The sequence below is a fragment of the Caballeronia sp. SL2Y3 genome (genome assembly GCF_022879575.1).
GTDB lineage: Bacteria > Pseudomonadota > Gammaproteobacteria > Burkholderiales > Burkholderiaceae > Caballeronia.
In genome coordinates, this window is sequence record NZ_CP084260.1 from 155584 (window position 1) to 180240 (window position 24657).

A 24657-nucleotide genomic window follows, 5' to 3' on the forward strand; every position below is an offset into this window, starting at 1 on the left:
CGAACGGACGCGCCTGGGCGGCTCATGACGATCAAGCAATGGCAGCGCCGACCGTCGGCGTTCTCGCGGCAGGCGCTTGTCGCGTACGCGGTGCTCGTCGTGTACGGCTCGCTGTATCCGTTTTCCGGCTGGCGCTCGCTCGGTCTCGGGCCGTTCGCGTTCCTGACCGATCCGCTGCCGCGTTACCTGACGGCCTTCGATGTCCTCACCAACGTGCTCGGCTATATGCCGCTCGGCGCGCTAATCGTGCTCGCGCTGTATCCGCGCTGGCGCGGCTCGCTCGCGGTGTGCGCGGCGTTCGCGGGCGGCGCGCTGTTGTCGGGCGCGATGGAATCCATCCAGACGTACTTGCCGACGCGCGTCGCGTCCAACCTCGATCTCGCCGCCAATGCGCTCGGCGCGCTAATCGGCGGCGTGCTGGCAGCGCCCGCGACCAGCGCGCTGCTCGACCGCGGCTTGCTGCGGCGGATTCGCTTCACGTGGTTCGAGCGGCATGCGGCCTATGTGATCGGACTGTCGGCGCTGTGGCCGTTCGCGTCGATGTTTCCTGCGCCGTATCTATTCGGCGGCGGCGACTTGCCGCGCGTGCTGTGGGATGCGCTCGATCCGGCGATGCAGGACGCGATTCTCGCGTGGACGCCCGCCGCGTGGGACGTGGAAACGTGGCCCGACCGCCTCGGCGCGCTGTTGTCCGACGAATCGTGGGAAGCGATGATCACGTCGTCGAATCTTTTCGCGGCGCTCGTGCTCGTCACGCTGCTCACGCGCGAGCGCGCGCCGCGCATCCGGCTGATGCTGGGGCTGATCGTGGCGACGCTGGTGGCGAAGGCGGGCGCGTCGTTCCTGCAATCGCGCGCCGGGCTGACCTTCGACTGGGCGACGGACGGCGCGCTCGAAGGCATCGGGATCGGCGCGGTGGCCGGCGTGCTGGCCGTGTCGCTACCGCGTGCGCTGCGGGCGGCGCTCGCGGGTGCGGCGCTCGTCGTGGGGCTCGCGCTCGTGAATCTGCTGCCGGTGAATCCGTACTTCGACATCGTGCTCGCGGATTGGCGGCAGGGGCGGTATCTGCATTTCAACGGACTGCTGCACTGGCTCGCGTGGGTGTGGCCGTATGCGGCGTTGGGGTGGCTCGCGTCGGCGGCGGAAAGGGCGTGGATGGGTAGGCGGCGGGGCGGGGGAGATGGTGCGGGCGGGGATCGCTAGATTGCCAACTCCCGCCGACCGCTCTGCATGGGGGCGGGAGTAGGGCGCTAAAGCGCCAACTCCCGCCGACCGCCCTGCATGGGGCGGGAGTAGGGCGCTCAAGCGCCAACTCCCGCCGACCGCTCTGCATGGGGCGGGAGTAAGGCGCTGAAGCGCCAACTCCCGCCGACCGCTCTGCATGGGGCGGGAGTAAGGCGCTAAAGCGCCAACTCCCGCCGACCGCTCTGCATGGGGCGGGAGTAAGGCGCTAAAGCGCCAACTCCCGCCGACACGCCCCCCGACATCGCTCGCTATAATCGACCGACACCCCCATCGCCGGACGCTCATGGACTCCTTCTACAAGTACCACGTGTTCTTCTGCCTGAATCAGCGCGATGCCGACGCCTCGCGTCCCAGTTGCGCCAACTGCAATGCGCAAGCCATGCAGGAGCACGCAAAAAAGCGCGTGAAGAAGCTCGGCCTCGCAGGCGAAGGCAAGGTGCGCATCAACAAGGCCGGGTGTCTCGACCGCTGCGAGCAAGGGCCGGTCGTCGTCGTGTATCCGGAAGGCACGTGGTACACGTATGTCGATGAAACCGACATCGACGAGATCGTCGATTCGCATCTCGCCAACGGCAAGATCGTCGAGCGTCTTCTGATCGATCAACCCGCCTGACGCCCGCCTTCATGAACGCGCAAACAGAAAAATTCCTCATCGACGGCCCGGTGGGCAAGATCGAAGTCGCGCTCGATCGCACGGAGTCCGCGCCGCGCGGCATCGCGCTCGTCGCGCATCCGCATCCGCTCTTCGGCGGGACGATGGACAACAAGGTCGCGCAAACGCTCGCGCGCACCTTCGTGCAGCTCGGCTATACGACGTATCGCTCCAATTTTCGCGGCGTCGGCCAGACCGAAGGCGAGCACGACAACGGCATCGGCGAGCGCGAAGACCTGCTCGCGGTCATCGAACACATGCGCGCGCAGCCGGGCCAGCGCGACATGCCGATCGTGCTGGCGGGCTTTTCGTTCGGCACCTTCGTGCTGTCGCATGTCGCGAAGCGCATGCAGGAAAGCGAGGAGGCAATCGAGCGCATGGTCTTCGTCGGCACGGCGGCAAGCCGCTGGGAAGTGGCGCCCGTCCCCGAGAACACGCTCGTGATTCATGGCGAAGTGGACGATACCGTGCCCATCGCCTCCGTCTACGACTGGGCGCGGCCGCAGGAGTTGCCGGTCGTCGTCATTCCGGGCGGCGAGCATTTCTTCCATCGCAAGCTGCATATTCTCAAGCGCGTGATCGTCGACGCCTGGCGTTAGGCTTCCGAAGGCTTTCGCCGCGCGCCGGCTCGCGCGGTCATCGCGAATCGACATTTCGCTTAAGGCATCGCCTGAAAAAGCGCGGATTGGCGCTGGATTCGCGCAGATTCGCCGTAATCGCGCTCTTGGCCGCGCGTATAATGGCGCAGAATTTTTTCGCCGCGATTTCGCGTCACAACGTTGCGCTCGCACGCTGTGACCCGACGCCGTGGCGAAAAGCCCGACGCCAGAGCGCCGGCTCTTTGCCGGCCCATGCGACGTTCGAGAACAAACGTTTGAGAACCGATGGCGCGGCCGTCTGTCGAATGTGCGCTCCTTCGCCGCGGCACCCCCGCGTGCCCGTTTCCGCCAGCAGGCGAAGAGCGCGACCGGCATGAACGGTCTGCCTGTTCAACCCGCGCTTCGCCGCCTTTCGGATCATCCCGGGCGGAGCGCCGATGCTCTTTCTGCCGACCGATCCTATGCGCTTTTTCCCTTCCGGCCTTTCTGTTTCGCCCGTCTCCGCTTTCGTTTCCACTACTGCCATTCACCGCCGCGCAATCAAGGCCGCCGTCGTGCTGCCGGCCGTGCTCGCTGCCGCGAGCGCGTTCGCGCAGGTGCCGCCGCCCGCGGTGACGGCGCATTCGTGGGTGCTCGTCGATGCCACGAGCAATCAGGTGCTCGCATCCGGCAATCCGGATGAACGCGTCGAGCCGGCGTCGCTCACGAAGCTGATGACCGCGTACCTCGTCTTCGACGCGCTCAAGTCCAAGAAGATCAACATGGACCAGACGGTCATGCCGACCGAGGCCGTGCGCCGCGTGAGGACGGACGAGTCGCGCATGTTCATCGAGGCGAACAAGCCGGTCACGGTGCATGACCTCGTGTACGGCATGATCATCCAGTCGGGCAACGACGCGGCCATCGCGCTCGCGGAACTCGTCGGCGGCAGCGAGGCCAACTTCGTCAATCTGATGAACGGCGCGGCGCAACGCATCGGCATGAAGCACACGCACTATGCGGACGTGAACGGCATGCCCGATCCGCAGCACTACACGACGGCAGGCGACCTCGCCGTGCTGTCGACGCGTCTGATCCGCGATTTCCCCGAGTACTACAGCATCTTCTCGGAGAAGGAATTCACGTACAACAAGATCAAGCAGCCGAACCGCAACCGCTTGCTGTGGCTCGATCCGAGCGTCGACGGTCTCAAGACCGGTCACACGAAAGCGGCGGGCTATTGCCTGATCGCCACGGCCAAGCGTTCGCTGCCGGGCATGCCGGACGCGAGCCGCCGTCTCGTCGCCGTGATGATGGGCGAGCCGAAGGAATCGGCGCGCGTGCAGGACAGCCTCAAGATGCTGAACTACGGCTACACCGCGTATGACGCGCTGCGCCTCTACAAGGCGAACCAGGTGATTGAATCGCCGCGCGTGTACAAGGGCGCGGCCGACAACGTGCAGGCGGGCGTGGAGACGGACCAGTACATCACCGTGCCGAAGGGCCTCGGCGACAAGGTCAAGCCGACTATCACGCGCAACGACTTGCTGATCGCGCCGATCAAGAAGGGCCAGCAGATCGGCACCGTGCGCATGGTGGCCGACGGCAAGGACGTCGCGCAGTTCCCGCTCGTCGCGTTGCAGGACGTGCCGCAAGCCGGCCTCTTCGGCCGCCTGTGGGATTCCGCGCTGCTGATGTGGCAAAAGAAGAAGTAATCGCGTTTTCTGTTCCAACGGAGCGGTTCGAATGAGCCAAAGCCAAGCCGACGACTTCAACCCGACGGTCTATCTGAACGGCGAGTGGGGACCGCTTTCCGAAGCGCGCATCCCGGTGCTGGATCGGGGCTTCATTTTCGGCGACGGCGTCTATGAAGTCGTGCCGCTTTACGCGCAGGGCGGCGGCGCGCGTCTGCCGTTTCGGCTCGCGCAGCATCTCGCGCGGCTGAACCGGAGCCTCGGCAAGATCCGCATCGAGAATCCGTTCGACGACGCCGGCTGGCGCGCGCTCATCGCCCGCTCGATCGACGCGAACGCCGGTCCGGGCGACGCCCTCGTCTACATTCAGGTGACGCGCGGCGTCGCGAAAAAGCGCGGGCACGCGTTTCCGGCCGGCATCACGCCGACCGTTTTCGTGATGTTGAGCCCGCTCGTGCTGCCGAGCGCCGCGAGCCGCGCGCAAGGCGCGGTCGCGGTGACGGCCGAGGACAAGCGCTGGCTGCATTGCGATATCAAGTCGGTTTCGCTGCTCGGCAATGTGCTGATGGCGCAGCACGCGGCGGAAAACGACGCGCTCGAAACCATCCAGTTGCGCGACGGCTTGCTTACCGAAGGATCGTCCTCAAATGTGTGGGTAGTAAAGGACGGCGCGCTGCTGGGCGTGCCGCGCGGTCCGCGCATTCTGGAAGGCATCCGGTACGGACTCGTCGAGGAACTCGCGGCCGAGGCGGGCATTCGGTTCGAGGAACGCGACATCACCGAGGCCGAACTGCGCGCCGCCGACGAAATCATGATCAGCTCGGCGACCAAAGAAGTCATGCCGATCACCACGCTCGACGGCCAGGCCGTCGGCAACGGGCGTCCCGGCCCGGTCTATGCTGCGCTGTATGACGCCTACCAGCGGGCGAAGTCGCGCGAGTTCGCGCAGCAGGCGAGCCGCGCCGGTTAAGGAGAAACCCATGTCCGATTCAATCGATTCGAAGCCGCAGTCGGCCGATCCGACGCAGGCCAGCAGCACCGACGAGCTGTTCAATTTCCCTTGCGATTTCCCGATCAAGGTGATGGGCAAGTCGCATCCCGAGTTTCAGGACACCATCATCACCGTGATCCGCGAGTTCGACAACGCGTTCGACGTCACGCGTGTCGAAGCGCGGCCGTCGTCCGGCGGCAACTACACGGGCCTCACGTGCACGGTGCGCGCGCAGAACCGCGCGCATCTGGACGACATCTATCGCGCGCTCACCGGCCACCCGATGGTCAAGGTAGTGCTCTGAGATTGCCTGCGGCGGCGGGCGCATCGCACACGGCGGGCGTGCGCTCGTAAAGCTGCCTGAACTTCTCCGCTTCGGAGAAGATCCACTCCCGAAACGCCTGCACGCGCTTGGTCGCCAGCAACTCCGGCGGACACACGAAGTAATAGGTCCACGGACTCGGACCATCCACATTGAAAAGCCTCACGAGCCGCCCGTCGATGATTTCCTGCATCGCGAGCGAGCGCCGCACGAGCGCGATCCCCTGGCCATCGATGGCCGCTTGCAGCAAATTCGACGAATCCTCGAACAAGACGCCGCGTTTCGGCTCCGGCATGTCCGGCAGGCCCGCTGCGTCGAACCACGGGCGCCATAGCTCGTCGCCGGAGCGCAGAAGCGGCATGTTCGCGAGATCGGCCGGCACGCGCGGCAGCGCGCCGCCGTTGAAGCGCGGCGAGCACGCCGGAAAGAACACTTCGTCGAGCAACGGCTCCGCGTGCACGCCCGCATACTTGCCGTAGCCGAAGCGGATCGCCACGTCCACGTCGTCGCGGCTGAAGTCGGTGAGCGCGTTCGTCGACAGCAGTTCGAGATCGAATTCCGGGTGCTTTTCGATGAAACCGCCCACGCGCGACGTGAGCCAGCGCGCCGAAAACGACGACAGCATGGACACGACGAGCCGCCGGTCCCGGTCGCCCGAGCGCATGCGCCGCGTCGATTCCGCGAGCGCGACGAGCGCTGCGCGCACGTCGGCTGCGTACTGTCGGCCGCGGTCGGTGAGGCGCACGCGCTTGCCGTCGCGGGCGAAAAGCGCCACGCCGAGTTCCGCCTCCAGCGCGCGTATCTGATGACTGACCGCGCCGTGCGTGACGAAAAGCTCGTCGGCGGCGCGCGAAAAGCTCTCGTGACGGGCGGCGGCTTCGAAGGCCCGCAGCGCGTTCAGCGCGGGAAGCTGGCGCAGGTCCATGTGGATGTTCGTGGATCCGTTTGTCAATGCGGCTCACATAGCGGTGAAAATTGATCGTTTTGCCCGATGCCTTGCTACGCCTACGATTGTAGTCATCGAAACGTTCCGTTGGCGGAGTCGATCATGCGAGAAATATCAACAAGCGTCACGTTCGAAATCAATCCCGGCGAAACCGTGCCGATGCGCATTGCGCGCGGTACGCGGCTCACCGTGCACGGCAGCCCGGTCTGGGCGACACGCAGCAACGACATCGAAGACTACTGGCTCGCGCCTGGCGACCGGCTGAATCTGCGCGAGCGCGAACGCCTATGGCTTTCGGCGGAAGGCGACAAGCCCGCGCGCGTCGTGTTCACCATCGTGCCGCGTCGCGACGAGCGCGCGATTCGTTGGCTGTCCGCGCGCATCGAGCGGCTCGCGCTGCGTTTTCGCGCCGGCTGGCGCACCGTCTGACCGTGCGCATCGGTCCATCTTCGTCTTCACGGCCGGCGGGCATGGAGCGATTTCGGTAAACTACCGGGATTATGTCCGCCACGCCGCTTGCATTTTCTACCGAGCTTATCTCCGAGCCTGCCATCGACTTGCCCGGCGGCGTCATTCTGCGCTGGCGCGGCCTCGAACCGTACGGCGAGAGTTTCGACGCGATGCGCGCGTTCACCGACGCCCGCACGCCCGACACGCCGGACGAAATCTGGCTCGTCGAGCATCCGCAGGTTTTCACGCTCGGTCTCGCGGGCGATCCCGCGCATCTCCTGTTAGCCGACAGCGGCATTCCGCTCGTCAAGGTGGACCGCGGCGGGCAGATCACGTATCACGGGCCGGGGCAGATCGTCGCGTATCTGCTCATCGACTTGCGCCGTCGCAAGCTCATGGTGCGCGAGATGGTGCGCCGTATCGAAGAGGCCGTGATCGAAACGCTTGCAACGTATAATCTGGCGACCGACCGCAAGGCGGGCGCGCCGGGCATTTACGTCGCCGCGCCGTCCGCGCTTCAGGCGCAGCGCGGCGCGAACGTTCGTTTGCACGAACTGCATGAGGGCGCGAAGATCGCCGCGCTCGGGCTCAAGATCCGCAACGGCTGCAGCTATCACGGCGTCAGCCTTAACGTGAAGATGGACCTTCGGCCGTTCCTCGCGATCAACCCGTGCGGCTACGCGGGACTCGAAACGGTCGACATGGCGACGCTCGGCGTCGTGGCCGGCTGGCGCGATGTCGCACGCACGCTCGCCGAAAGACTGGCGCATCAGATCGACGGCACGCCGAGCGCCGCCGCTCAACCGCAAGACGGCGCGAGCCGTCCCGCTGCATCTACCGGATCAACCGAATGACTGACGCAACCGCAAACCTGGCAGGCGACACCGCTCCCGCTTCCCCGACGATCCCCGCGCCCTACGACGCCACCGCGAAACAAAAGGCGCAGGCGAAGACATCGCGCATTCCGATCAAAGTGGTGCCGATCGAGAAGCTGAAAAAGCCGGAGTGGATTCGCGTGCGCACGGCGACCGGCAATTCGCGCTTCAACGAGATCAAGCAGATTCTGCGCGAGCACAACCTGCACACCGTCTGCGAGGAAGCGAGCTGCCCGAATATCGGCGAATGCTTCGGCAAGGGCACGGCCACGTTCATGATCATGGGCGACAAGTGCACGCGCCGCTGCCCGTTCTGCGATGTCGGCCACGGCCGTCCCGATCCGCTCGATCCCGAGGAGCCGCTGAATCTCGCGCGCACCATCGGCGCGTTGAAGCTGAAGTACGTGGTCATCACGAGCGTCGACCGCGACGATCTGCGCGACGGCGGTGCGGCCCACTTCGTGGAGTGCATCCGGCAGGTGCGCGAGCATTCGCCGGAAACGCGCATCGAGATTCTGACGCCGGATTTTCGCGGGCGTCTGGACCGCGCGATCAATATCCTGACCGCCGCGCCGCCCGACGTGATGAACCACAACCTCGAAACGGTGCCGCGTCTTTATAAGGAAGCGCGTCCGGGTTCGGATTATCACCATTCGCTGAAGCTGCTGAAGGACTTCAAGGCGCTGCATCCGGAAGTCGCGACGAAGTCGGGCCTGATGGTCGGCCTGGGCGAAACGGAAGAGGAAATTCTTCAGGTGATGCGTGATCTGCGCGCGCACGACGTCGATATGCTGACTATCGGCCAGTATTTGCAGCCGTCGGAGCATCATCTGCCGGTGCGCGCTTACGTGCATCCGGATACGTTCAAGATGTACGAGGAAGAAGCGTACAAGATGGGCTTCACGCACGCGGCCGTCGGCGCGATGGTGCGGTCGAGTTATCACGCGGATGTGCAGGCGCATGGGGCGGGGGTGGTTTGACTGGGCTGCGGCTTGCTGCAAACGAAAACCCACGGTGACGTGGGTTTTTTTTCGGGCGTGCGGATGGGCGGAGCAGCGGCGATATGTCCGGATCATCGGGCTCCGGCATGGCTGGGAATGGGTCTAACCGACCCACGCATGCCGTTCGACCCGCACCGCCGCCGCCGTTCCCGCCCCTCGCTGCTGGCTGCCCGAAGCCGGACCATGAATCGGCCAAGTCGCATCTGCGGCCTCATGGTCGGATCTTGCGATAGCTGTTAGACCAAGGCGACCCGATAGTCGCCGCGGGACACCGTCTCCCGTCACACGAGCGGGATGTAGATATCGGTTTGCCACTGATCCTGCTGCGTTTCCGGAAAGACGCTCAGGTAGTGAAAGAACAGTGGATGGTCCCGCAGTTCCTCTCCGCTTGCCGGAAGCCAGTCGCGATAGATCGGATAGATCGTCTCGCCGATGTGGTCGGTCGATCCTGTATGCCGAACCACGGCACACCGCCCGCCCGGAATGACGACTTCGCGGATGCCGTAGCTGTTCGAGGCGATCGGCTCGTCGATTTCTCCGCAAATGTCGAAGCGGAATGCATCTGCCGGCGTCGTGTCAGGGTTATTGCGCGGAATGCCGAAGGTTCTGCTCAACGCAACCGGCGATTGCCCGCTTTGCTTGCGCCAGTCAACGAACTTGCGCACGCTCTCGTTCACGAGCCCGATCGGGCCACAGTGTTCGAGCGCAGCGACGCGCGTTGCAGAAAAATCGACAATTCGTACTTGCATGGTGAGTTTCCTCGAAAGATAGGGGATGACAAAGGCCGCGCTCCAGATCTGCCAATTCGGATGCTCTCTGAACGAACTTGGCGCCGTGCCGAATGCTCGCCTGAAAGCGCGACTGAAGGCTTCCGGGCTGTCGAACCCCGCGTCGAGCGCGGCATCGAGCACCGAACAGAACTCACGTGAAGCCAGGCGATGTGCAGCCTTGCGCAATCGCATCAGTTGTACGAAGCGTGCGACTGGCACTCCGACATAGGCGGCGAACTGCCGATGGAAATGAAACTTCGAGAAGTTCGCGACGCGACTCAACGCATCCACCGACAGGTCGCCGTCGATGTTCATTTCGATGTATTCGAGTACGCCTTCGAAGCGTTCGGTGTAGGCGCGAGTCGGGTCAACATGAGCTTGCATGGTCTTGATGTCTGGATCGTGCGACTTGCGTGATGGTCGCTCATGGCCGAGCATCGCGCCTAGCCGCTCTTGCTGATCTTTGAACGATCGCACCATTCGGCAAGCGAAGCCGCGAACCGTCCAGATCACCGGACACGCGCATCGCCCTTTTCCGGAAACCCGGATCGCCCTTATTTCATCGCCCGCCGAAAGCTCGCAGAATCAGCGACTTACGGAGCGATTCGAACTGGCATTGCCCTTGCGAATAGAAAGGCACGGCCCGCGAAGCCGCCCATAAAACCCAAGGAGACAAGCCGATGCCCCCTTTCGCACCCAACCGACCCTGATCCGTCGACGTAGCGGCTCTCGCCAACGCGACGCGATCCGGCACGCGCGGTTTCCCGCCACGCGTCGCCGCTTTGCCCGCACTTCGCGGCTCGCCGCTGGCGCTTTCATTGCCAACTGCTGATATTGCCTGGAACCATCGTGAAGAAACCTTTCTACAAAGTCCTGTACGTGCAGGTGCTCGTGGCCATTGCCATCGGTATTGCGCTCGGGCATTTCTATCCCTCGCTCGCCACCGACATGAAGCCGCTCGGCGACGGCTTCATCAAGCTCATCAAAATGGTCATCGGGCCGATCATTTTCTGCACCGTCGTGACCGGCATCGCCGGCATGGAGGACATGAAGAAAGTCGGGCGCGTCGGCGGCAAGGCGCTCTTGTACTTCGAAGTCGTCTCGACGTTCGCGCTGATTCTCGGCCTCTTCGCGACGCACCTGCTGCGGCCGGGCGTCGGCTTCAACGTCGATCCGGCGACGCTCGATCACAAGGCCATCGACACCTACGCCGCGAAAGCCGCGCACGGTCAGAGCGCCGTCGATTTCTTCCTGCACATCATCCCGGACACGCTTTCGTCCGCGTTCGCGCAGGGCGAAATCCTTCAGATCCTGTTGATCGCGCTGTTGTTCGGCGCGGTGCTCGCGCATCTCGGCGAGCGCGGCAGGCCGGTGACAAGCTTCATCGAAAGCCTGTCGAGCGTGCTTTTCGGCATGGTCGGCATCATCACGAAGCTCGCGCCCATCGGCGCGTTCGGCGCGATGGCGTTCACCATCGGCAAATACGGCATCGGCTCGCTCCTGCCCATGCTGAAGCTCATCGGCACGTTCTATCTGACGTCCATCGTGTTCGTCGTGGTCGTGCTCGGCATCATCGCGCGCATGGTCGGCTTCTCGGTGCTGCGCTTCGTCGCGTACATCAAGGAAGAAATGCTGATCGTGCTCGGCACGAGCTCGTCCGAAGCCGCGCTGCCGCAACTGATGCTGAAGCTCGAAAAGCTCGGCTGCTCGCGCTCGGTCGTGGGTCTCGTCGTGCCGACCGGCTATTCGTTCAATCTCGACGGCACCAACATCTACATGACGATGGCGGTGCTCTTCATCGCGCAGGCGACCAACACCGACCTGTCGTGGGGCCAGCAGTTGACGCTGCTCGCGGTGACCATGCTGACCTCGAAAGGCGCGAGCGGCGTGACCGGCGCGGGCTTCATCACGCTGGCCGCGACGCTTGCGGTGGTGCCGACCATTCCGCTCTCGGGCATGGTGCTGATTCTCGGCGTCGACCGCTTCATGAGCGAATGCCGCGCGCTGACGAACATCGTCGGCAATGGCGTGGCGACGGTGGTCATCTCGGCATGGGAACGTGAACTTGACCGCGCCAAGCTGCGCGCGGCCTTGCATCGCAATGTGGACGTGACCGAAGAGGCCGAAACGGTCTAGAGCGACTCGGGACGGGCGCGGTCATGCGAGCGGCGAAGCCTCCGACTGCGGACGCTTCGCCGCGCGCGTTTCGGCAGGCTTATCCCGAAAACGCCTATGCCACAATGAGGGATTCTCAATCGCGGGAATCTCATCACGTGACGCGCCGCATCCTCGTGTTCTTTGCGCTCGCCGCGCTGCTCACGGCGTGCTGCGCGCTCACGTGGCACGTCGAGCGGCAGCGCGGCATCGACGAGTTGCGGCGCAACGCGGCGGCGCGCGTCGATCGCACGACGAGCACGCTGAAAAGCACGCTCGACCGCTACGAATATCTGCCTTATCTGCTCTCGCGCCATCCGTTCGTGCAGGACGTGCTCGTCTCGCCGGATGCGCGCAATGTTGATCGCGCGAACCGCTATCTCGAAGACCTCAACCGCCGCGCGCACGCCACGGCGACTTACCTGATTCGCGCCGACGGCTACTGTGTCGCGGCAAGCAACTGGCGCGGGCCCGACAGCTTTATCGGCGTGGAGTATCACTTCCGGCCATATTTCGTCGATGCCGTGAAAGGCGGCGTCGGACGATTCTTCGGACTCGGGACGATTTCGCTGGAACCGGGCTACTACATCTCGCAGCCGGTGTATCAGGAAGGCGGGCACGAGCTGATCGGCGTGGCGGTCGTCAAGCTGAATCTCGAATGGCTGCAAGGCGCGGATGCGTCCGAGCCGCTCCTCGTCACCGACGACCACGGCGTGATCTTTCTGTCCTCGGTGCCGTCGTGGAAATATCACACGGTGCGGCCGCTGCCGCAGAGCGTCGAGGCGTCGGTGTATCAGACGCGCCAGTACGCGCAGCAGCCGATCACGCCGCTGCCCCTGTCCGTCGTCGAAACGCTAGAAGGCGGCGCGCAGATCGTGCGCGTCGGCGGCGGACACAACGCGCCGAGTTTCCTGGAGACGCGCCGTTCCATCGGCGAGCCGGACTGGCAACTCATCACGATGGCGCCGCTCGATCCGGTCGAAAGCGCGGCGCAGACGGCGGTCGTCGTGACGGCGCTCGTCTTCGTTTCACTGTGTCTGCTCGCGTTCTACTGGCGCATGCGGCGCGCGCGCGTGCGCGAGATGATCCGCAGCCGCGAGCTGTTGCAGGCGGCGTATGCGGAGCTTAATGAGCGCGTGGCGGAGCGCACGGCGGACTTGTCTCAGGCCAATGCGCAACTCACGAAGGAAGTGAACGAGCGCACGCGCGCCGAGCAGGACCTCCGCTCCGCGCACGACGAACTCATTCAGGCGAGCAAACTGGCCGCGCTCGGGCAGATGGCGGCGGGCATCACGCACGAGCTGAATCAGCCGCTTGCCGCGTTGCGCAGTTTCTCGGACAACACGCGCGTGTTGATCGAACGCGGCGATCAGGCGGCGGCACGCGAGAATCTCGAAGCCATTGCGGCGCTCACCGAGCGCATGGGCAAGATCACGAATCAGCTGAAGCTCTTCGTCGCCAAGGCGCGGCCGAAGAACGCGCGCACGGACGTCGCGCGGGCGCTGCGCAACGTGCTGGGCATGCTCGGGCCGCGTCTCAAGGACGTCGTGCTCGACATTGCGCCGCAACTGGAAGGCGACGGCCCGCCGATCATGGTGCGCTGCGAGGACTTGCGACTGGAGCAGGTGTTCATCAACCTGATCGGCAATGCGCTGGATGCCGTCGCCTCCTGCGACGCCCCGCGCATCGTGATCGAACTGGACGCGCGGGCGGATGCGGTCGAGATCGTCGTGCGCGACAACGGGCCGGGCATTCCCGCCGACGCCTTGCCGCACCTCTTCGAGCCGTTCTTCACGACGAAGGAGACGGGGCACGGGCTGGGACTCGGGCTCGCGATTTCCTCGGCGATTGCGCGAGACTACGGCGGCACGCTCGTCGCGCGCAATCGCGTGGCGCCCATCGTCGCTGACGGCCCGGAAGGCGGCACGCAAGCCGACGCCGATCACTCGCACGGCGCAGAATTCGTGTTGACGCTGCGGCGCGCGTAGCCATTTGAATCGAGGCAAGACATGACCACCGGTTTGCAGGTGATCTTTATCGAAGACGACGAACTCGTGCGCCGCGCGAGCGTGCAGAGCCTGCAACTCGCGGGTTTAGAGGTGGCGGGCCACGGCAGCGTCGAGTCCGCCGCGCGCGCCATCGACGCGAATTTTCCCGGCGTGATCGTGAGCGACATCCGTCTGCCGGGCGCGAGCGGCCTCGATCTGCTCGCGCAATGCCGCGAACGCGCGCCGGACGTACCCGTGATTCTCGTCACCGGACACGGCGATATTTCGATGGCCGTGCAAGCGATGCGCGACGGCGCGTACGACTTCATCGAAAAGCCGTTCGCCTCGGAGCGTCTCGTGGAAGCGGTGCGGCGCGCGCTCGAACGGCGCACGCTGGTGCTGGAAAATCAGGCGCTGCGGCGCGAGTTGGCCGATCAGAGCGGCGTCGCGCCGCGCATTATCGGGCGCAGTCCGGCCATCGAACAGGTGAGGCGGCTGATCGCGAACGTCGCGCCGACGGACGCCTCCGTGCTTATCAACGGCGACACGGGCGCGGGCAAGGAACTGATCGCGCGGAGTCTGCACGAGATGTCGCCGCGCCGCGACAAGCCGTTTATCGCGGTGAACTGCGGCGCGCTGCCCGAGCAGATGTTCGAATCCGAAATGTTCGGCTTCGAAGCCGGCGCGTTCACGGGCGCGCAGAAGCGGCGCATCGGCAAGCTGGAGCACGCATCGGGCGGCACGCTCTTTCTCGACGAAATCGAAAGCATGCCGCTCTCGCTGCAAGTGAAGCTGCTGCGCGTGTTGCAGGACGGCGTGCTGGAGCGGCTCGGGTCGAACCAGCCGGTGCAGGCGAACCTGCGCGTGGTAGCGGCGGCCAAGGGCGACATGAACGAGCATGTCGCGGACGGCACGTTCCGGCGCGACCTGCTGTACCGGCTCAACGTCGTGACCATCACGCTGCCGCCGCTCAACGAGCGCCGCGAAGACATCGTGCCGCTTTTCGAACACTTTCTGCTCGATGCCGCCGTGCGCTACGGCCGGCCCGCGCCGCTCATCACGGACCGGCAGCGCGCCGAGCTGATGCAGCGCGACTGGCCCGGCAACGTTCGAGAATTGCGCAACGCGGCGGATCGCATGGTGCTCGGCGTGATGGACGACGTGAGCGCGTCGCTCGACACGGCGACGCAATCGCTCAAGGAGCGCGCCGAGCAGTTCGAGCGCGCGGTCATCGCGGAAACGCTGGAGCAGTGCGGCGGCGCGGTCGCGGTGGCGGCGGACCGCCTTCAGGTCGGCAAGGCGACGCTCTACGAGAAGATCAAGCGTTACGGGCTCGCCGCGAAAGGCGATTCGGACCGCTAGAAACGACAACGCCCGCATAAGCGGGCGTCATCCTGAGACGAGTCGAACTCAGGCCGCGGAGCCGAGCGCCTTGTCCAGCAGCGCATCCAGTTCCGCGAACGTCGGCTCGCCGACGTAGCGCTTCAGGATCTTGCCGTTCTTGTCGACGACGAAGGTGGTCGGCGTCAGTTGCACGTTGCCGAACTGCTTGGCGGCGCTGCCGTCGTCCATCGCGACCTTGAACGGCAGGTTGCGCGTCTGCGCGTAATTGCTGACGTACATCGGCGCGTCGTAGTTCATGGCGACCGCGACGAACTCCAGCCCGCGCCCCTTGAACTTGTTGTACGTGTTGATCATCTCGGGCATTTCCTTCATGCAGGTCTCGCAGCTCGTCGCCCAGAAGTTGACGAGATAGACCTTGCCCTTCAGATCCGCCGATGTCGAAATCTTCTGTCCCGACAGCAGCGTGAACGTGGCGTCCGGCACGCGCTGCTGGCCGCCGAACGCGAAATAGCCGGTACAGGCGATCACGCCCGCGACGAGCGCCATGACGATGTAACGCAGCGGGCTTTTGGCGCGGCCGGAAGTATCTTGCGTGGTTTGGGACATGGGAACCTCGGATTGCAGAGTCCGGCGCCGTGAGCGGCGCAACCGCAATAGGAAAGTGCCGGTTATTTTAGCGCCAAACGCCCGGCGGCATCATGTCGGAACAGAAGGCCCAGCATCGCGGCGCGATAATGATGCTTTTTCACGCAAAGATTCCGACATGAAGCAGGCTTTTCTCCCCGTGGCGGCCGCAGTGCGCCATTTTGCCGCGCTCGGCGCGTGGCGCGCGTCGATGGCGGCTGTTGTCTGTGGCGCGCTGCTGGCCTGCACGCCCGCCTACGACTGGCGCACCGTCATGAACAACGACGACGGCTACGAAGTGACGCTCCCCGCGAAGTCTCGCGCAGACGAGCGCAAGATCGAGATCGCCGGCCAGCCGATGACCATGCGCATGCAGACCGCCGAAGCGAACGACGCGGTCTTCGCAGTCGGCACGGTCGTGCTGCCGAGCGCGGACCCGGCGCTGCAACGCGCGGCGCTCGACTACCTGGAGCAGGGCCTCGCGCGCAACGTGAATGCGCATCCGGCAGCGCGCGCGACGCAGATCGACCTCGCTGCGGGTGGCCGCGTGCTCGGCAGCGAGATGCACGTCGAAGGCCAGAGCGGCGAACAGCGCGAGTCGCGGACGATTCACGCGCGTTTTGTCGCACGCGGCACGCATGTGTATCAGCTGGCGATCGTCTCTGACAAAGCGCCGCCCGCCGAGCAAGCGGATCAATTCTTTACGTCCTTCAAACTTTTTTAGAGGGGACGCTCGAATCATGCAAGCACTCGCTTAAAAGCGCGCCGCGCACACCGAATCGAGTGCAAGTCGCTTCGCAATATTGAGCCGTAATGCGCGGATTTGTCAGGACTTTTTCGTCTATCCACAAGTTCTGTGGATAACTTTGTGGAGAAGAGTGTGCGGTGGCCACCGAAAGCCCGAAACACGCGGCTGTCGTTACTTTGCCTCCGATCACGGCAATTTAATTAATTCAATAAAATCAATGGCCTGCGGAATCGGCGTCTAGGCGGCGTCAAATCCGATGAAAGATGGGCGCGGATCGCGTCGGTGTGCATAAGTCAAGACTTGACAAGCGTTTTTGCGCTGACGCGGACCGTCGCAAGCCTCACGCGATGCCTAACGCCCGCCGATACTGGACCGCCTCCGCGACGTGCGCGCCGTCCGGCGTTTCGACGCCAGCGAGGTCCGCGATGGTCCGCACCACTTTCAGCACGCGCTAGTACGCCCGCGCCGACCAGCCGAACCGCTCGCCCGCCGATCGCAGCAGCGCCTCGCCGGCGGAATCGGGGCGGCAAACGTCGTCGGCTTCGCGGCCATCCAGTTCGCGATTGGTCTTGCCCTGCCGGCGTAACTGCGTCTCGCGCGCGGCGGCCACGCGTGCCGCGACCTGCGCGCTCGATTCGCCACGCTTCGCGCTGCGCGCTGACAATTCCGCTGGCGAGAGCGCGGGCAGTTCGATCTGAATGTCGATGCGGTCCATCAGCGGCCCGGACAGCTTGCGCAAGTAGCGCGCAGCGATTTCGGGCGAGCAACGGCAACGGCCGGATGGGTCGCCGCGCCATCCGCACGGGCACGGGTTCATCGCGGCGACGAGTTGGCAGGCGGCAGGGAAGTCGGCCTGCTGAGCGGCGCGCGAAATGGTGATGCGCCCGGCTTCGAGTGGCTCGCGCAGCGTTTCGAGCACCTTGCGATCGAATTCTGGAAGCTCGTCGAGAAAGAGCACGCCCAGATGCGCGAGCGTGATTTCGCCCGGTTGCGGCGGATTGCGCCCGCCGACGAGCGCGACCGAACTCGACGAATGATGCGGCGCTCGAAACGGCCGCTGCCGCCACTGCGCCGGGTGAAAGCCGAGCGAGCTCGCCGAGAGAATGGCGGCGGACGTGAGGGCTTCGTCGTCGGACATCGGCGGCAGTAGGCCGGGCAGGCGCGCGGCGAGCATCGACTTGCCCGCGCCCGGCGGCCCGACCATCAGCAGATGATGCCCGCCCGCCGCCGCGACTTCGAGCGCCCGCCGCGCGCCCGGATGACCGATGACATCGGCGAGATCGGGCGACGGCGCGGACGACGCGTCCGAAAGCGTTGCGGCTTGCGCGGGTCGCAGTCGCGCGTCGGGGACTCCGTTGAGATGGGCGCACAGCTCGGGCAAGTCGGCTGCGCCATACACGTCGATGCCCGGCACCAGCGCGGCTTCGGCGGCGCTCGCGAGCGGCACGTATATCTCCGGAACACTGGCGCTGCCCGCGTACTGCCGCGCCGCGCCGCAGACCATCGCGAACGCGCCGCGCATCGGGCGCAGCGCGCCGGTCAGCGAAAGCTCGCCCGCGAACTCACGATTCGCGAGTGATTCGGCGGGGATTTGCCCGCTCGCGGCGAGAATGCCGAGCGCAATCGGCAGGTCGAAGCGGCCGGATTCCTTCGGCAGATCGGCGGGCGCGAGATTGACGGTAATCCGGCTGACGGGAAAATCGAAGCCGCAGTTCTGCAACGCGGCGCGCACGCGCTCGCGGCTTTCGCGGACTTCGAGATCGGGCAGGCCGACGATGGAGAACGACGGCAGCCCGTTGGCAAGATGGACTTCGACGACAACTTCCGGCGCGCGCCCAGGGGCGGGCGCGCGGCTGCGTACCACGGCAAGCGACATGATTTCACCTGAAACGGCGCGCGCCGGGAAAACGGCCGCGCCGGCAATAAGACTAGGACTTCACGGCTCGCCGGCCGGGTACCAGAGAAAGCGCGGGCTTAGTCTTGCGCCGCGCCGGTGCTCGTCAACCGCTGCTCCAGCTGCGCGACGCGCTTTTCCAGTTCTTCGAGCCGCGCGCGCGTGCGCACGAGCACTTGCGTCTGCGTATCGAATTCTTCGCGCGTGACGAGGTCGAGCTTCGAGAAGCCTTGAGAAAGCATCGCCTTCATGTTTCTTTCGACGTCCTTCGCGGGCGAGTTCTTGAATAGCTCGCTCATCTTCTGCTGCAGGTCGTTGAACACGTCGTTGGGCTGCTTCATCGTTTCTCCCTTCTGCACAAAAAAAGTGCATTCATTGTTAGGTCAGTGCCCCGAAACATCGAATGTTCGATGTTGGTGCGCGCGCGTGTTCCACGAACGCACGCCGGGGACATCTCACAGGCGACGCGATTTTAGCGCCGGCTTGCGGCTGCGTCGGCCGTCCATGCCCTTTTTGCGGACCTCGCGACCACTCTAGCAATGAACCTGCCCCCGCGCCAGCACGCGCGGCGCGCGTTAGCCGTTCGGCAGAGGGGCGCGGCCCTTTTCCGTGCAATATCGCTGAAAGCCTCACCAGTACTCGATTGGCATACGAGTTGCATAAGTGGCGCGACCTTTTCTGAACGCGTTCTTAAGCGGAACGGCAGGCGGAAGGAAGGCAACCACAGCGAGGGACACATGAAACTCATCACCGCAATCATCAAGCCGTTCAAGCTCGACGAAGCGCGCGAGGCGCTTTCGGCGATCGGCGTTTCGGGCATTACCGTCACGGAAGTGAAGGGCTTCGGCCGGCAGAAAGGGCATACCGAGCTGTATCGCGGCGCGGAGTACGTCGTCGACTTCCTGCCGAAGGTGAAGATCGAGGCAGCCGTTTCGGACGACATCGTGGATCAGGCGATCGAAGCCGTCGAACGCGCGGCACGCACGGGCAAGATCGGCGACGGCAAGATCTTCGTCACCGCAATCGAACAGGTGATTCGCATTCGCACCGGCGAGACCGGCGCGGACGCGCTCTAAGAAAAATCGGCGATAAGAGGAACTAGAAGAATGCGCAACTTTTTGATGTCATTGATGGTGGCGGGCGCGCTGATCGGCGCGAATGTCGGCACCGCACTCGCAGAGGACGCGTCCGCTCCGGTCGCCGCCTCGGCACCCGCGTCCGACGCCGCTTCAACGGCAAGCGCACCCGCCAGCGCCAACACGGCGATGGCTTCGTCGGCAGAAGCCGCCGCTGCTGCATCGGGCGCCTCCGAAGCTGCGCCCGCCGCGCCGACCGAGCCGTTCTCGGTCGATTCGTCCAAGATCAGCTCGGGCGATACCGCGTGGATGCTGACCTCGGTCGCGCTCGTGCTGTTCATGACGATCCCCGGTCTCGCGCTCTTCTACGCCGGCATGGTGCGCAAGAAGAACGTGCTCGCGACCGCGATGCAGAGCTTTGCGATCTGCTGTCTCGTGACGATCCTCTGGACGGTCGTGGGCTACAGCATCGCGTTCACGCCGGGCGGGTCGTTCATCGGCGGCTTCTCGCGCGTGTTCCTGCACGGCATGGCCTACATCAAGGGCGACAAGGCGACGACGCTCACCGTCAGCCATCTCGCCTCGACCATTCCGGAGTCGGTCTACTTCGCGTTCCAGTTGACGTTCGCGATCATCACGCCCGCGCTCATCACCGGCGCGTTCGCCGACCGCATGAAGTTCTCCGCGATGCTCGTGTTCATGGCGCTGTGGTCGCTGATCGTCTACTCGCCGATCGCGCACATGGTCTGGGAACCGACCGGCTGGCTGGCAACGGCAGGCGTGCTCGACTTCGCGGGCGGCACGGTGGTGCACATCAACGCGGGTATCGCGGGTCTGATGTGCTGTCTCGTGCTCGGCAAGCGTGTCGGCTATGGCCGCGAAGTCATGGCGCCGCATAACCTCGTGCTCTCGCTGATCGGCGCGTCGATGTTGTGGGTCGGCTGGTTCGGCTTCAACGCAGGCTCGGCGGTCGCGGCTGACGGCCGTGCCGGCTTCGCGATGCTCACCACGCAAATCGCCACCGCGTTCGCCGCGTTCGGCTGGATGTTCGCGGAGTGGCTCACGAAGGGCAAGCCGTCGGTGCTCGGCATCATTTCGGGCGCGGTGGCGGGTCTCGTCGCGGTGACGCCTGCATCGGGCTTCGTCGGCGTGACGGGCGCGATCGTGATCGGCATCGTCGCGGGCGTGGTCTGCTTCTGGTCGGCGACGTGGCTCAAGCACAAGTTCAACTACGACGACTCGCTCGATGCGTTCGGCGTGCACGGCGTCGGCGGCATTATCGGCGCGCTGTTGACCGGCGTGTTCGCGGTGAAGGACATCGGCGGCTTCGACGGTTCGGTGCTCGTGCAGGCGAAGGGCGTGCTCATCACGCTGATCTACTCGGGCGTCGTGAGCTTTGTCCTGCTGAAGATCATCGACATGACCATGGGCCTGCGCGTGACGGAAGAACAGGAACGCGAAGGTCTCGACGTGACCCTGCACGGCGAACACGTCGAATGACGAATGTGCCGCAGCGTGCGCGTACCAACCGCGCGCGCAGCGGCTACAAGAACGAGCGCAGCGACTTGGCCCGCCTTCATGGCGGGTTTTTTTCGTTTGGAAAAGGAATAAACACTGCGCGTCGGGGTTTCGTCCATAGGAGGTCGTCGCGCATTGCCGGACGGGGCGCAGGAGACCTTGGTAATTGGCGGCTCATCCCCAATTAGGCAAAACAATTGCTCTACAATTTTTGGTCTTCTATCGGCCGGACATATTGTTCCGGTCCCGTGCAAAGCTGTCCGCGAGAAATCAATGGTCCCGCACTTAGTTACGGCGTTGAGTGGCCCTCTGCTCGATCTCGAGCGGAAAATCCTCGAGGCCACGCCCGCCATCGAGCGGTGGTTCCGTCTCGAATGGCAAGAGCACACGCCGCCGTTTTACTGTTCCGTCGATCTGCGTAACGCAGGGTTCAAGCTCGCGCCCGTCGACACCAACCTCTTTCCCGGCGGATTCAACAATCTGCCGCAGGAAGTGCTGCCGCTCGCCGTGCAGGCGGCCATGGCGTCCATCGAGAAGATCTGTCCCGACGCGAAGAATCTGCTCGTGATTCCGGAGCGCCACACGCGCAACGCGTTCTATCTGGAAAACGTCGCGCGGCTCGCGACCATCATGCGGCAGGCGGGCTTAAACGTCCGCTTCGGCACGCTCGATGAAAACATCCACGGCCCGGTGACGATTCCGCTCGCCGATGGCCAGAAGATCGTGCTGGAGCCGCTCGAACGCACGCCGCGCAGGCTCGGGCTCAAGAACTTCGATCCCTGCTCGATTCTGCTCAACAACGACCTTTCGGCGGGCATTCCGCCTGTCCTCGAAAATCTGCACGAGCAGTATCTGCTGCCGCCGCTGCATGCAGGCTGGGCCGTGCGCCGCAAATCGACGCACTTCGCCTGCTACGACGACGTAGCGAAGAAGTTTGCGAAGATGGTCGAGATCGATCCGTGGATGGTGAACCCGTACTTCGCGCATGTGGAAGGCGTGGACTACGAGGCGCGCACGGGCGAAGAGGCGCTCGCCGACGCCATCGACGGCGTCATCAAGAAGATTGCGAAGAAGTACCGCGAATACGGCATCAGCGAGAAGCCGTATGTGGTGATCAAGGCCGACGCCGGCACCTACGGCAAGGGCGTGATGACCGTGCACGACGCAAGCGAAGTGGCCGCGCTCACCAAGCGCGAGCGCGCGAAGATGAACGACGCGAAGGACGGCCTGCAAGTCCACGACGTGATCGTGCAGGAAGGCGTGCATACGTTCGAGCGCGTGGAGAACGCGGTGGCGGAGCCGGTCGTGTACATGATCGACCGGTATGTCGTCGGCGGCTTTTATCGCGTGCACGATTCTCGCGAGCGCGATCAGAATCTGAACGCGCCGGGCATGCATTTCGTGCCGCTCGGCTTCGAGCACACGGCGCTGCCGGACGCGCACGCGAAGCCGGGCGCCGCGCCGCCGAACCGCTTCTACATGTACGGCGTCGTGGCGCGGCTCGGGCTGCTCGCGGCGTCCGTGGAACTCGAAAAGACCGATCCGGAAGCCATTCAGGTGTAAGCGCGCGGCTTGCGGTAAGCTCGCAGGCCGCGTGAACCCAAGCGAAGACCATGGACATTCTTTTTATCGCCGACCCGCTCGATCACTTCAAGATCTACAAGGACACGACCTACGCGATGATGGCCGAAGCCGCGCGCCGCGGTCACGTGCTCTACGCGTGCGAGCCGCAGCATCTCGCGTGGACGGGCAGCGCGGTCGAGGCGAGCGTGCGCCGCATCGAGATCGTCGGCGACGCAGCGGACAGCGCCCGCTCGCCGTGGTTTTCGGCGGCGGAACCCGAGAATCTGCCGCTCGCGAAGTTCGGCGCGGTGCTCATGCGCAAGGACCCGCCGTTCGACCTCGAATACGTGAACGCGACGTGGCTGCTCGAAATCGCCGAGCGCTCGGGCGCGCGCGTGTTCAACAAACCGCAGGCCATTCGCGATCATTCGGAGAAGCTCGCCATTGCCGAATGGCCGCAATTCGTCGCGCCGACGCTCGTCACCCGTGACCCGGCGCGCTTGCGCGCATTTCACGCCGAGCACGGCGATGTCATTCTCAAACCGCTCGACGGCATGGGCGGCATGGGCGTGTTCCGCGTGAAGGCGGACGGCATGAATCTCGGTTCGATCATCGAGATGCTGAGCGAGAACGGCGCGCGCATGGTGATGGCTCAGAAGTTCATCCCCGAAATCTCGGCGGGCGACAAGCGCATTCTGGTGATCGGCGGCGAGCCCGTGCCGTATTCGCTCGCGCGTATTCCTCAAGGCAGCGAGGTGCGCGGCAATCTCGCGGCGGGCGGGCTCGGCCGCGCGCAGCCGCTGACGGCCCGCGATCGCGAGATCGCCGAAACGCTCGGTCCGGTGCTGAAGGCGCGCGGACTGCTGCTCGCCGGGCTCGACGCCATTGGCGACTATCTCACCGAAGTCAACGTGACGAGCCCCACGTGCTTTCGCGAGATCATGGATCAGACGGGCTTCGACGTGGCGGGCATGTTCATCGACGCGCTGGAGCGCGCAGTCGGCTGATCCATGCGTTTGGCGCACTGCAAAACGCGCGCTGCCAGCACTGTTACAATTGACTTCCCGACGGCTTGCAAACTGGGGCTGGAACAGCTTCAGCGAGCCGGCAAGACGGGAAGGCCGCCCGCGCCGCCGGTTGATTTCCCGGCCGGCCGGATGCATATATGGCCTGTAACACGCGACGCTCGCGCGTTTTCGAGCGATCTCTGACGTATTCGTCGCTACAGAGGTAGCAATCCCGACATGGCTGGCATTCTGATCATCGCGCACGCACCATTCGCCACGGCGCTTCGTGAGTGCGTCGCTCATATCTACGGCGGCTTGCCCGCGCGCATCGGCGTCATCGACGTGACCGCCGACTGCGATCCCGTCGAGGTCCGCGCATTCGCCCGCTCGGAAATCGACCGCCTGAAGGAAGAAAACGGCGCCATCGTGCTCACCGATGTCTTCGGCGCGACGCCCGCGAACATCGCGGCGAGCCTCGCTGAAGCTGACGTGCGCGTGCTCGCGGGCGTCAATCTGCCGATGCTCGTGCGTGCCGTGTGCTATCGCGCCACGCCGCTCGACACGCTAACGGAAAAGATCCTACAAGGCGGGTCGAAGGGCATTCAGGAACTCGATTCGTCCACGCCGCTCAATCCCTGCGCGCTCGCAACGAAAGTGGCCGGCTCGCCGGACCCCGCCTGTTCCGCGAGCGCCGATCTCGCCGCTGCGAAAGCCGCGAGCCACTGACGCCGCTTCCCTCATCCACTCGCGTTTCGGAGCATCATGCAGCAACAAGAAACAACCATCGTGAACAAGCTCGGGCTGCACGCGCGCGCATCCGCGAAGCTCACGCAACTCGCGGGCAGCTATCAGTCCGAAATCTGGATGAGCCGCAACGGCCGCCGCATCAACGCGAAGAGCATCATGGGCGTGATGATGCTGGCAGCGGGCATTGGCAGCACGGTGACGATCGAAACCGAAGGCCCGGACGAAGCCGAAGCCATGCAGGCGATACTCGGCCTGATCGCCGACAAGTTCGGAGAAGGGCAGTAAGCGCGTCATCGGGAAGCGCATTCATGCAACGAAAAGCCGCGCATCGACGCGGCTTTTTTGCGTCCGCTTCATTCAGTCGCGCGGTAACACGGCGCAATCGGCTCGCTGCCGCCGCGACAGGCCGCGCAGGGACTTTCGAATAGTTCGAACTTATAATTGCCTGTGCGGCCAAGCGCCCGCCGCAG

At 64.6% G+C, this 24657-nt stretch carries 23 protein-coding genes and 1 pseudogene; 19 read left to right on the forward strand and 5 right to left on the reverse strand.

Annotated features, from left to right (window positions below):
* The first annotated feature begins 24 nt into the window (after window positions 1–24).
* From LDZ26_RS00750 to LDZ26_RS00775, 6 genes are all read left to right on the forward strand, one after another.
* The gene (locus tag LDZ26_RS00750) at window positions 25–1203 is read left to right on the forward strand and encodes a VanZ family protein (protein WP_244847736.1); all 1179 of its coding nucleotides are present in this window, start codon (window positions 25–27) and stop codon (window positions 1201–1203) included.
* Between the two features lie 325 nt (window positions 1204–1528).
* Window positions 1529–1858 carry a ferredoxin gene (locus LDZ26_RS00755; protein WP_244847737.1) on the forward strand — a complete coding sequence of 110 codons (330 nt, stop codon included), beginning with the start codon at window positions 1529–1531 and terminating at the stop codon, window positions 1856–1858.
* A gap of 11 nt (window positions 1859–1869) precedes the next feature.
* Window positions 1870–2496, forward strand: a complete 627-nt coding sequence (locus LDZ26_RS00760) for an alpha/beta hydrolase (protein WP_244847739.1) — start codon at window positions 1870–1872, stop codon at window positions 2494–2496.
* 461 nt (window positions 2497–2957) lie between these two features.
* The gene (locus LDZ26_RS00765; RefSeq protein ID WP_244848793.1) at window positions 2958–4190 is read left to right on the forward strand and encodes a D-alanyl-D-alanine carboxypeptidase family protein; all 1233 of its coding nucleotides are present in this window, start codon (window positions 2958–2960) and stop codon (window positions 4188–4190) included.
* Window positions 4191–4221: 31 nt separating this feature from the next.
* Complete coding sequence (locus tag LDZ26_RS00770; protein ID WP_244847740.1) at window positions 4222–5139, forward strand: D-amino acid aminotransferase; 918 nt, start codon at window positions 4222–4224, stop codon at window positions 5137–5139.
* A gap of 10 nt (window positions 5140–5149) precedes the next feature.
* Window positions 5150–5464, forward strand: a complete 315-nt coding sequence (locus tag LDZ26_RS00775) for a DUF493 family protein (RefSeq protein WP_244847741.1) — start codon at window positions 5150–5152, stop codon at window positions 5462–5464.
* On the opposite strand, the gene LDZ26_RS00780 is transcribed toward LDZ26_RS00775, so the two are convergent.
* Complete coding sequence (locus tag LDZ26_RS00780) at window positions 5448–6407, reverse strand: transcriptional regulator GcvA (RefSeq protein ID WP_175940574.1); 960 nt, start codon at window positions 6405–6407, stop codon at window positions 5448–5450. The two genes, LDZ26_RS00775 and LDZ26_RS00780, sit on opposite strands and share 17 nt — an antisense overlap.
* Window positions 6408–6530: 123 nt before the next feature.
* Here LDZ26_RS00780 and LDZ26_RS00785 point away from each other — a divergent pair, with 123 nt between their 5' ends.
* The 3 genes from LDZ26_RS00785 (at window position 6531) to lipA (ending at window position 8733) form a co-directional block, all read left to right on the forward strand.
* Entirely contained in the window at window positions 6531–6857 is a 327-nt protein-coding gene (locus tag LDZ26_RS00785) for a DUF2917 domain-containing protein (RefSeq protein ID WP_244847743.1), read from the forward strand.
* Between the two features lie 71 nt (window positions 6858–6928).
* The gene (gene lipB, locus LDZ26_RS00790; RefSeq protein WP_244847744.1) at window positions 6929–7732 is read left to right on the forward strand and encodes a lipoyl(octanoyl) transferase LipB; all 804 of its coding nucleotides are present in this window, start codon (window positions 6929–6931) and stop codon (window positions 7730–7732) included.
* Window positions 7729–8733: a lipoyl synthase gene (gene lipA / locus LDZ26_RS00795; protein ID WP_244847745.1), complete on the forward strand. Its 1005-nt coding sequence runs from the start codon at window positions 7729–7731 to the stop codon at window positions 8731–8733. Before lipB ends, lipA begins: the two co-directional genes overlap by 4 nt.
* A 302-nt stretch (window positions 8734–9035) precedes the next feature.
* Here lipA and LDZ26_RS00800 read toward each other — a convergent pair whose 3' ends face one another.
* Window positions 9036–9908, reverse strand: coding sequence for a GyrI-like domain-containing protein (locus LDZ26_RS00800; RefSeq protein ID WP_244848795.1), 873 nt, complete (start codon window positions 9906–9908; stop codon window positions 9036–9038).
* A gap of 465 nt (window positions 9909–10373) precedes the next feature.
* Between LDZ26_RS00800 and LDZ26_RS00805 the strand changes: the two genes are divergently transcribed.
* Genes LDZ26_RS00805 through LDZ26_RS00815 form a run of 3 tightly spaced genes read left to right on the forward strand, consistent with a single transcriptional unit; the run spans window position 10374 to window position 15028 of the window.
* A complete protein-coding gene (locus LDZ26_RS00805) occupies window positions 10374–11660 on the forward strand; it encodes a dicarboxylate/amino acid:cation symporter (RefSeq protein WP_244847746.1) in 1287 nt (428 codons plus the stop codon).
* A gap of 23 nt (window positions 11661–11683) precedes the next feature.
* On the forward strand, window positions 11684–13666 hold the full coding sequence (locus LDZ26_RS00810) for an ATP-binding protein (RefSeq protein ID WP_370650622.1): 1983 nt from the start codon (window positions 11684–11686) through the stop codon (window positions 13664–13666).
* 21 nt (window positions 13667–13687) lie between these two features.
* Window positions 13688–15028: a sigma-54 dependent transcriptional regulator gene (locus tag LDZ26_RS00815; protein WP_244847748.1), complete on the forward strand. Its 1341-nt coding sequence runs from the start codon at window positions 13688–13690 to the stop codon at window positions 15026–15028.
* A 48-nt stretch (window positions 15029–15076) separates the two neighbouring features.
* Here LDZ26_RS00815 and LDZ26_RS00820 read toward each other — a convergent pair whose 3' ends face one another.
* On the reverse strand, window positions 15077–15616 hold the full coding sequence (locus LDZ26_RS00820; RefSeq protein WP_244847749.1) for a TlpA disulfide reductase family protein: 540 nt from the start codon (window positions 15614–15616) through the stop codon (window positions 15077–15079).
* A 157-nt stretch (window positions 15617–15773) separates the two neighbouring features.
* On the opposite strand from LDZ26_RS00820, the gene LDZ26_RS00825 reads away from it, so the two are divergent.
* Entirely contained in the window at window positions 15774–16358 is a 585-nt protein-coding gene (locus LDZ26_RS00825) for a hypothetical protein (RefSeq protein ID WP_244847750.1), read from the forward strand.
* A gap of 364 nt (window positions 16359–16722) precedes the next feature.
* On the opposite strand, the pseudogene LDZ26_RS00830 reads toward LDZ26_RS00825, so the two are convergent.
* Both LDZ26_RS00830 and LDZ26_RS00835 read right to left on the reverse strand, forming a co-directional pair.
* Window positions 16723–18258, reverse strand: a pseudogene (locus LDZ26_RS00830) (YifB family Mg chelatase-like AAA ATPase).
* 98 nt (window positions 18259–18356) lie between these two features.
* Window positions 18357–18617 carry an accessory factor UbiK family protein gene (locus LDZ26_RS00835; protein WP_159835097.1) on the reverse strand — a complete coding sequence of 87 codons (261 nt, stop codon included), beginning with the start codon at window positions 18615–18617 and terminating at the stop codon, window positions 18357–18359.
* A gap of 396 nt (window positions 18618–19013) precedes the next feature.
* Here LDZ26_RS00835 and LDZ26_RS00840 point away from each other — a divergent pair, with 396 nt between their 5' ends.
* The 6 genes from LDZ26_RS00840 to LDZ26_RS00865 all read left to right on the forward strand — a co-directional run bounded on the left by LDZ26_RS00840 (window position 19014) and on the right by LDZ26_RS00865 (window position 24472).
* The gene (locus LDZ26_RS00840) at window positions 19014–19352 is read left to right on the forward strand and encodes a P-II family nitrogen regulator (RefSeq protein ID WP_014190273.1); all 339 of its coding nucleotides are present in this window, start codon (window positions 19014–19016) and stop codon (window positions 19350–19352) included.
* Between the two features lie 30 nt (window positions 19353–19382).
* Entirely contained in the window at window positions 19383–20852 is a 1470-nt protein-coding gene (locus LDZ26_RS00845; RefSeq protein WP_244847751.1) for an ammonium transporter, read from the forward strand.
* A gap of 291 nt (window positions 20853–21143) precedes the next feature.
* Window positions 21144–22433 carry a glutamate--cysteine ligase gene (gene gshA, locus LDZ26_RS00850; RefSeq protein ID WP_175939214.1) on the forward strand — a complete coding sequence of 430 codons (1290 nt, stop codon included), beginning with the start codon at window positions 21144–21146 and terminating at the stop codon, window positions 22431–22433.
* 50 nt (window positions 22434–22483) lie between these two features.
* The gene (gene gshB, locus LDZ26_RS00855; protein ID WP_244847752.1) at window positions 22484–23440 is read left to right on the forward strand and encodes a glutathione synthase; all 957 of its coding nucleotides are present in this window, start codon (window positions 22484–22486) and stop codon (window positions 23438–23440) included.
* A 237-nt stretch (window positions 23441–23677) separates the two neighbouring features.
* Window positions 23678–24166 carry a PTS sugar transporter subunit IIA gene (locus LDZ26_RS00860; RefSeq protein ID WP_244847753.1) on the forward strand — a complete coding sequence of 163 codons (489 nt, stop codon included), beginning with the start codon at window positions 23678–23680 and terminating at the stop codon, window positions 24164–24166.
* 36 nt (window positions 24167–24202) lie between these two features.
* A complete protein-coding gene (locus LDZ26_RS00865) occupies window positions 24203–24472 on the forward strand; it encodes an HPr family phosphocarrier protein (RefSeq protein WP_244847754.1) in 270 nt (89 codons plus the stop codon).
* Window positions 24473–24657: the final 185 nt, after the last annotated feature.

Bases quoted from the DNA above. Each gene is read 5' to 3' on its own strand.
- LDZ26_RS00865 (WP_244847754.1), top strand. From the start codon at position 24,203: ATGCAGCAACAAGAAACAACCATCGTGAACAAGCTCGGGCTGCACGCG.
- LDZ26_RS00760 (WP_244847739.1), top strand. From the start codon at position 1,870: ATGAACGCGCAAACAGAAAAATTCCTCATCGACGGCCCGGTGGGCAAG.
- LDZ26_RS00750 (WP_244847736.1), top strand. From the start codon at position 25: ATGACGATCAAGCAATGGCAGCGCCGACCGTCGGCGTTCTCGCGGCAG.
- LDZ26_RS00780 (WP_175940574.1), bottom strand. From the start codon at position 6,407: ATGGACCTGCGCCAGCTTCCCGCGCTGAACGCGCTGCGGGCCTTCGAA.
- LDZ26_RS00835 (WP_159835097.1), bottom strand. From the start codon at position 18,617: ATGAAGCAGCCCAACGACGTGTTCAACGACCTGCAGCAGAAGATGAGC.
- LDZ26_RS00785 (WP_244847743.1), top strand. From the start codon at position 6,531: ATGCGAGAAATATCAACAAGCGTCACGTTCGAAATCAATCCCGGCGAA.
- gshB (WP_244847752.1), top strand. From the start codon at position 22,484: ATGGACATTCTTTTTATCGCCGACCCGCTCGATCACTTCAAGATCTAC.
- LDZ26_RS00840 (WP_014190273.1), top strand. From the start codon at position 19,014: ATGAAACTCATCACCGCAATCATCAAGCCGTTCAAGCTCGACGAAGCG.
- LDZ26_RS00825 (WP_244847750.1), top strand. From the start codon at position 15,774: ATGAAGCAGGCTTTTCTCCCCGTGGCGGCCGCAGTGCGCCATTTTGCC.
- LDZ26_RS00775 (WP_244847741.1), top strand. From the start codon at position 5,150: ATGTCCGATTCAATCGATTCGAAGCCGCAGTCGGCCGATCCGACGCAG.
- LDZ26_RS00820 (WP_244847749.1), bottom strand. From the start codon at position 15,616: ATGTCCCAAACCACGCAAGATACTTCCGGCCGCGCCAAAAGCCCGCTG.
- gshA (WP_175939214.1), top strand. From the start codon at position 21,144: ATGGTCCCGCACTTAGTTACGGCGTTGAGTGGCCCTCTGCTCGATCTC.
- LDZ26_RS00765 (WP_244848793.1), top strand. From the start codon at position 2,958: ATGCGCTTTTTCCCTTCCGGCCTTTCTGTTTCGCCCGTCTCCGCTTTC.
- LDZ26_RS00800 (WP_244848795.1), bottom strand. From the start codon at position 9,908: ATGCAAGCTCATGTTGACCCGACTCGCGCCTACACCGAACGCTTCGAA.
- lipA (WP_244847745.1), top strand. From the start codon at position 7,729: ATGACTGACGCAACCGCAAACCTGGCAGGCGACACCGCTCCCGCTTCC.
- LDZ26_RS00810 (WP_370650622.1), top strand. From the start codon at position 11,684: ATGCGAGCGGCGAAGCCTCCGACTGCGGACGCTTCGCCGCGCGCGTTT.
- LDZ26_RS00755 (WP_244847737.1), top strand. From the start codon at position 1,529: ATGGACTCCTTCTACAAGTACCACGTGTTCTTCTGCCTGAATCAGCGC.
- LDZ26_RS00860 (WP_244847753.1), top strand. From the start codon at position 23,678: ATGGCTGGCATTCTGATCATCGCGCACGCACCATTCGCCACGGCGCTT.
- lipB (WP_244847744.1), top strand. From the start codon at position 6,929: ATGTCCGCCACGCCGCTTGCATTTTCTACCGAGCTTATCTCCGAGCCT.
- LDZ26_RS00815 (WP_244847748.1), top strand. From the start codon at position 13,688: ATGACCACCGGTTTGCAGGTGATCTTTATCGAAGACGACGAACTCGTG.
- LDZ26_RS00845 (WP_244847751.1), top strand. From the start codon at position 19,383: ATGCGCAACTTTTTGATGTCATTGATGGTGGCGGGCGCGCTGATCGGC.
- LDZ26_RS00770 (WP_244847740.1), top strand. From the start codon at position 4,222: ATGAGCCAAAGCCAAGCCGACGACTTCAACCCGACGGTCTATCTGAAC.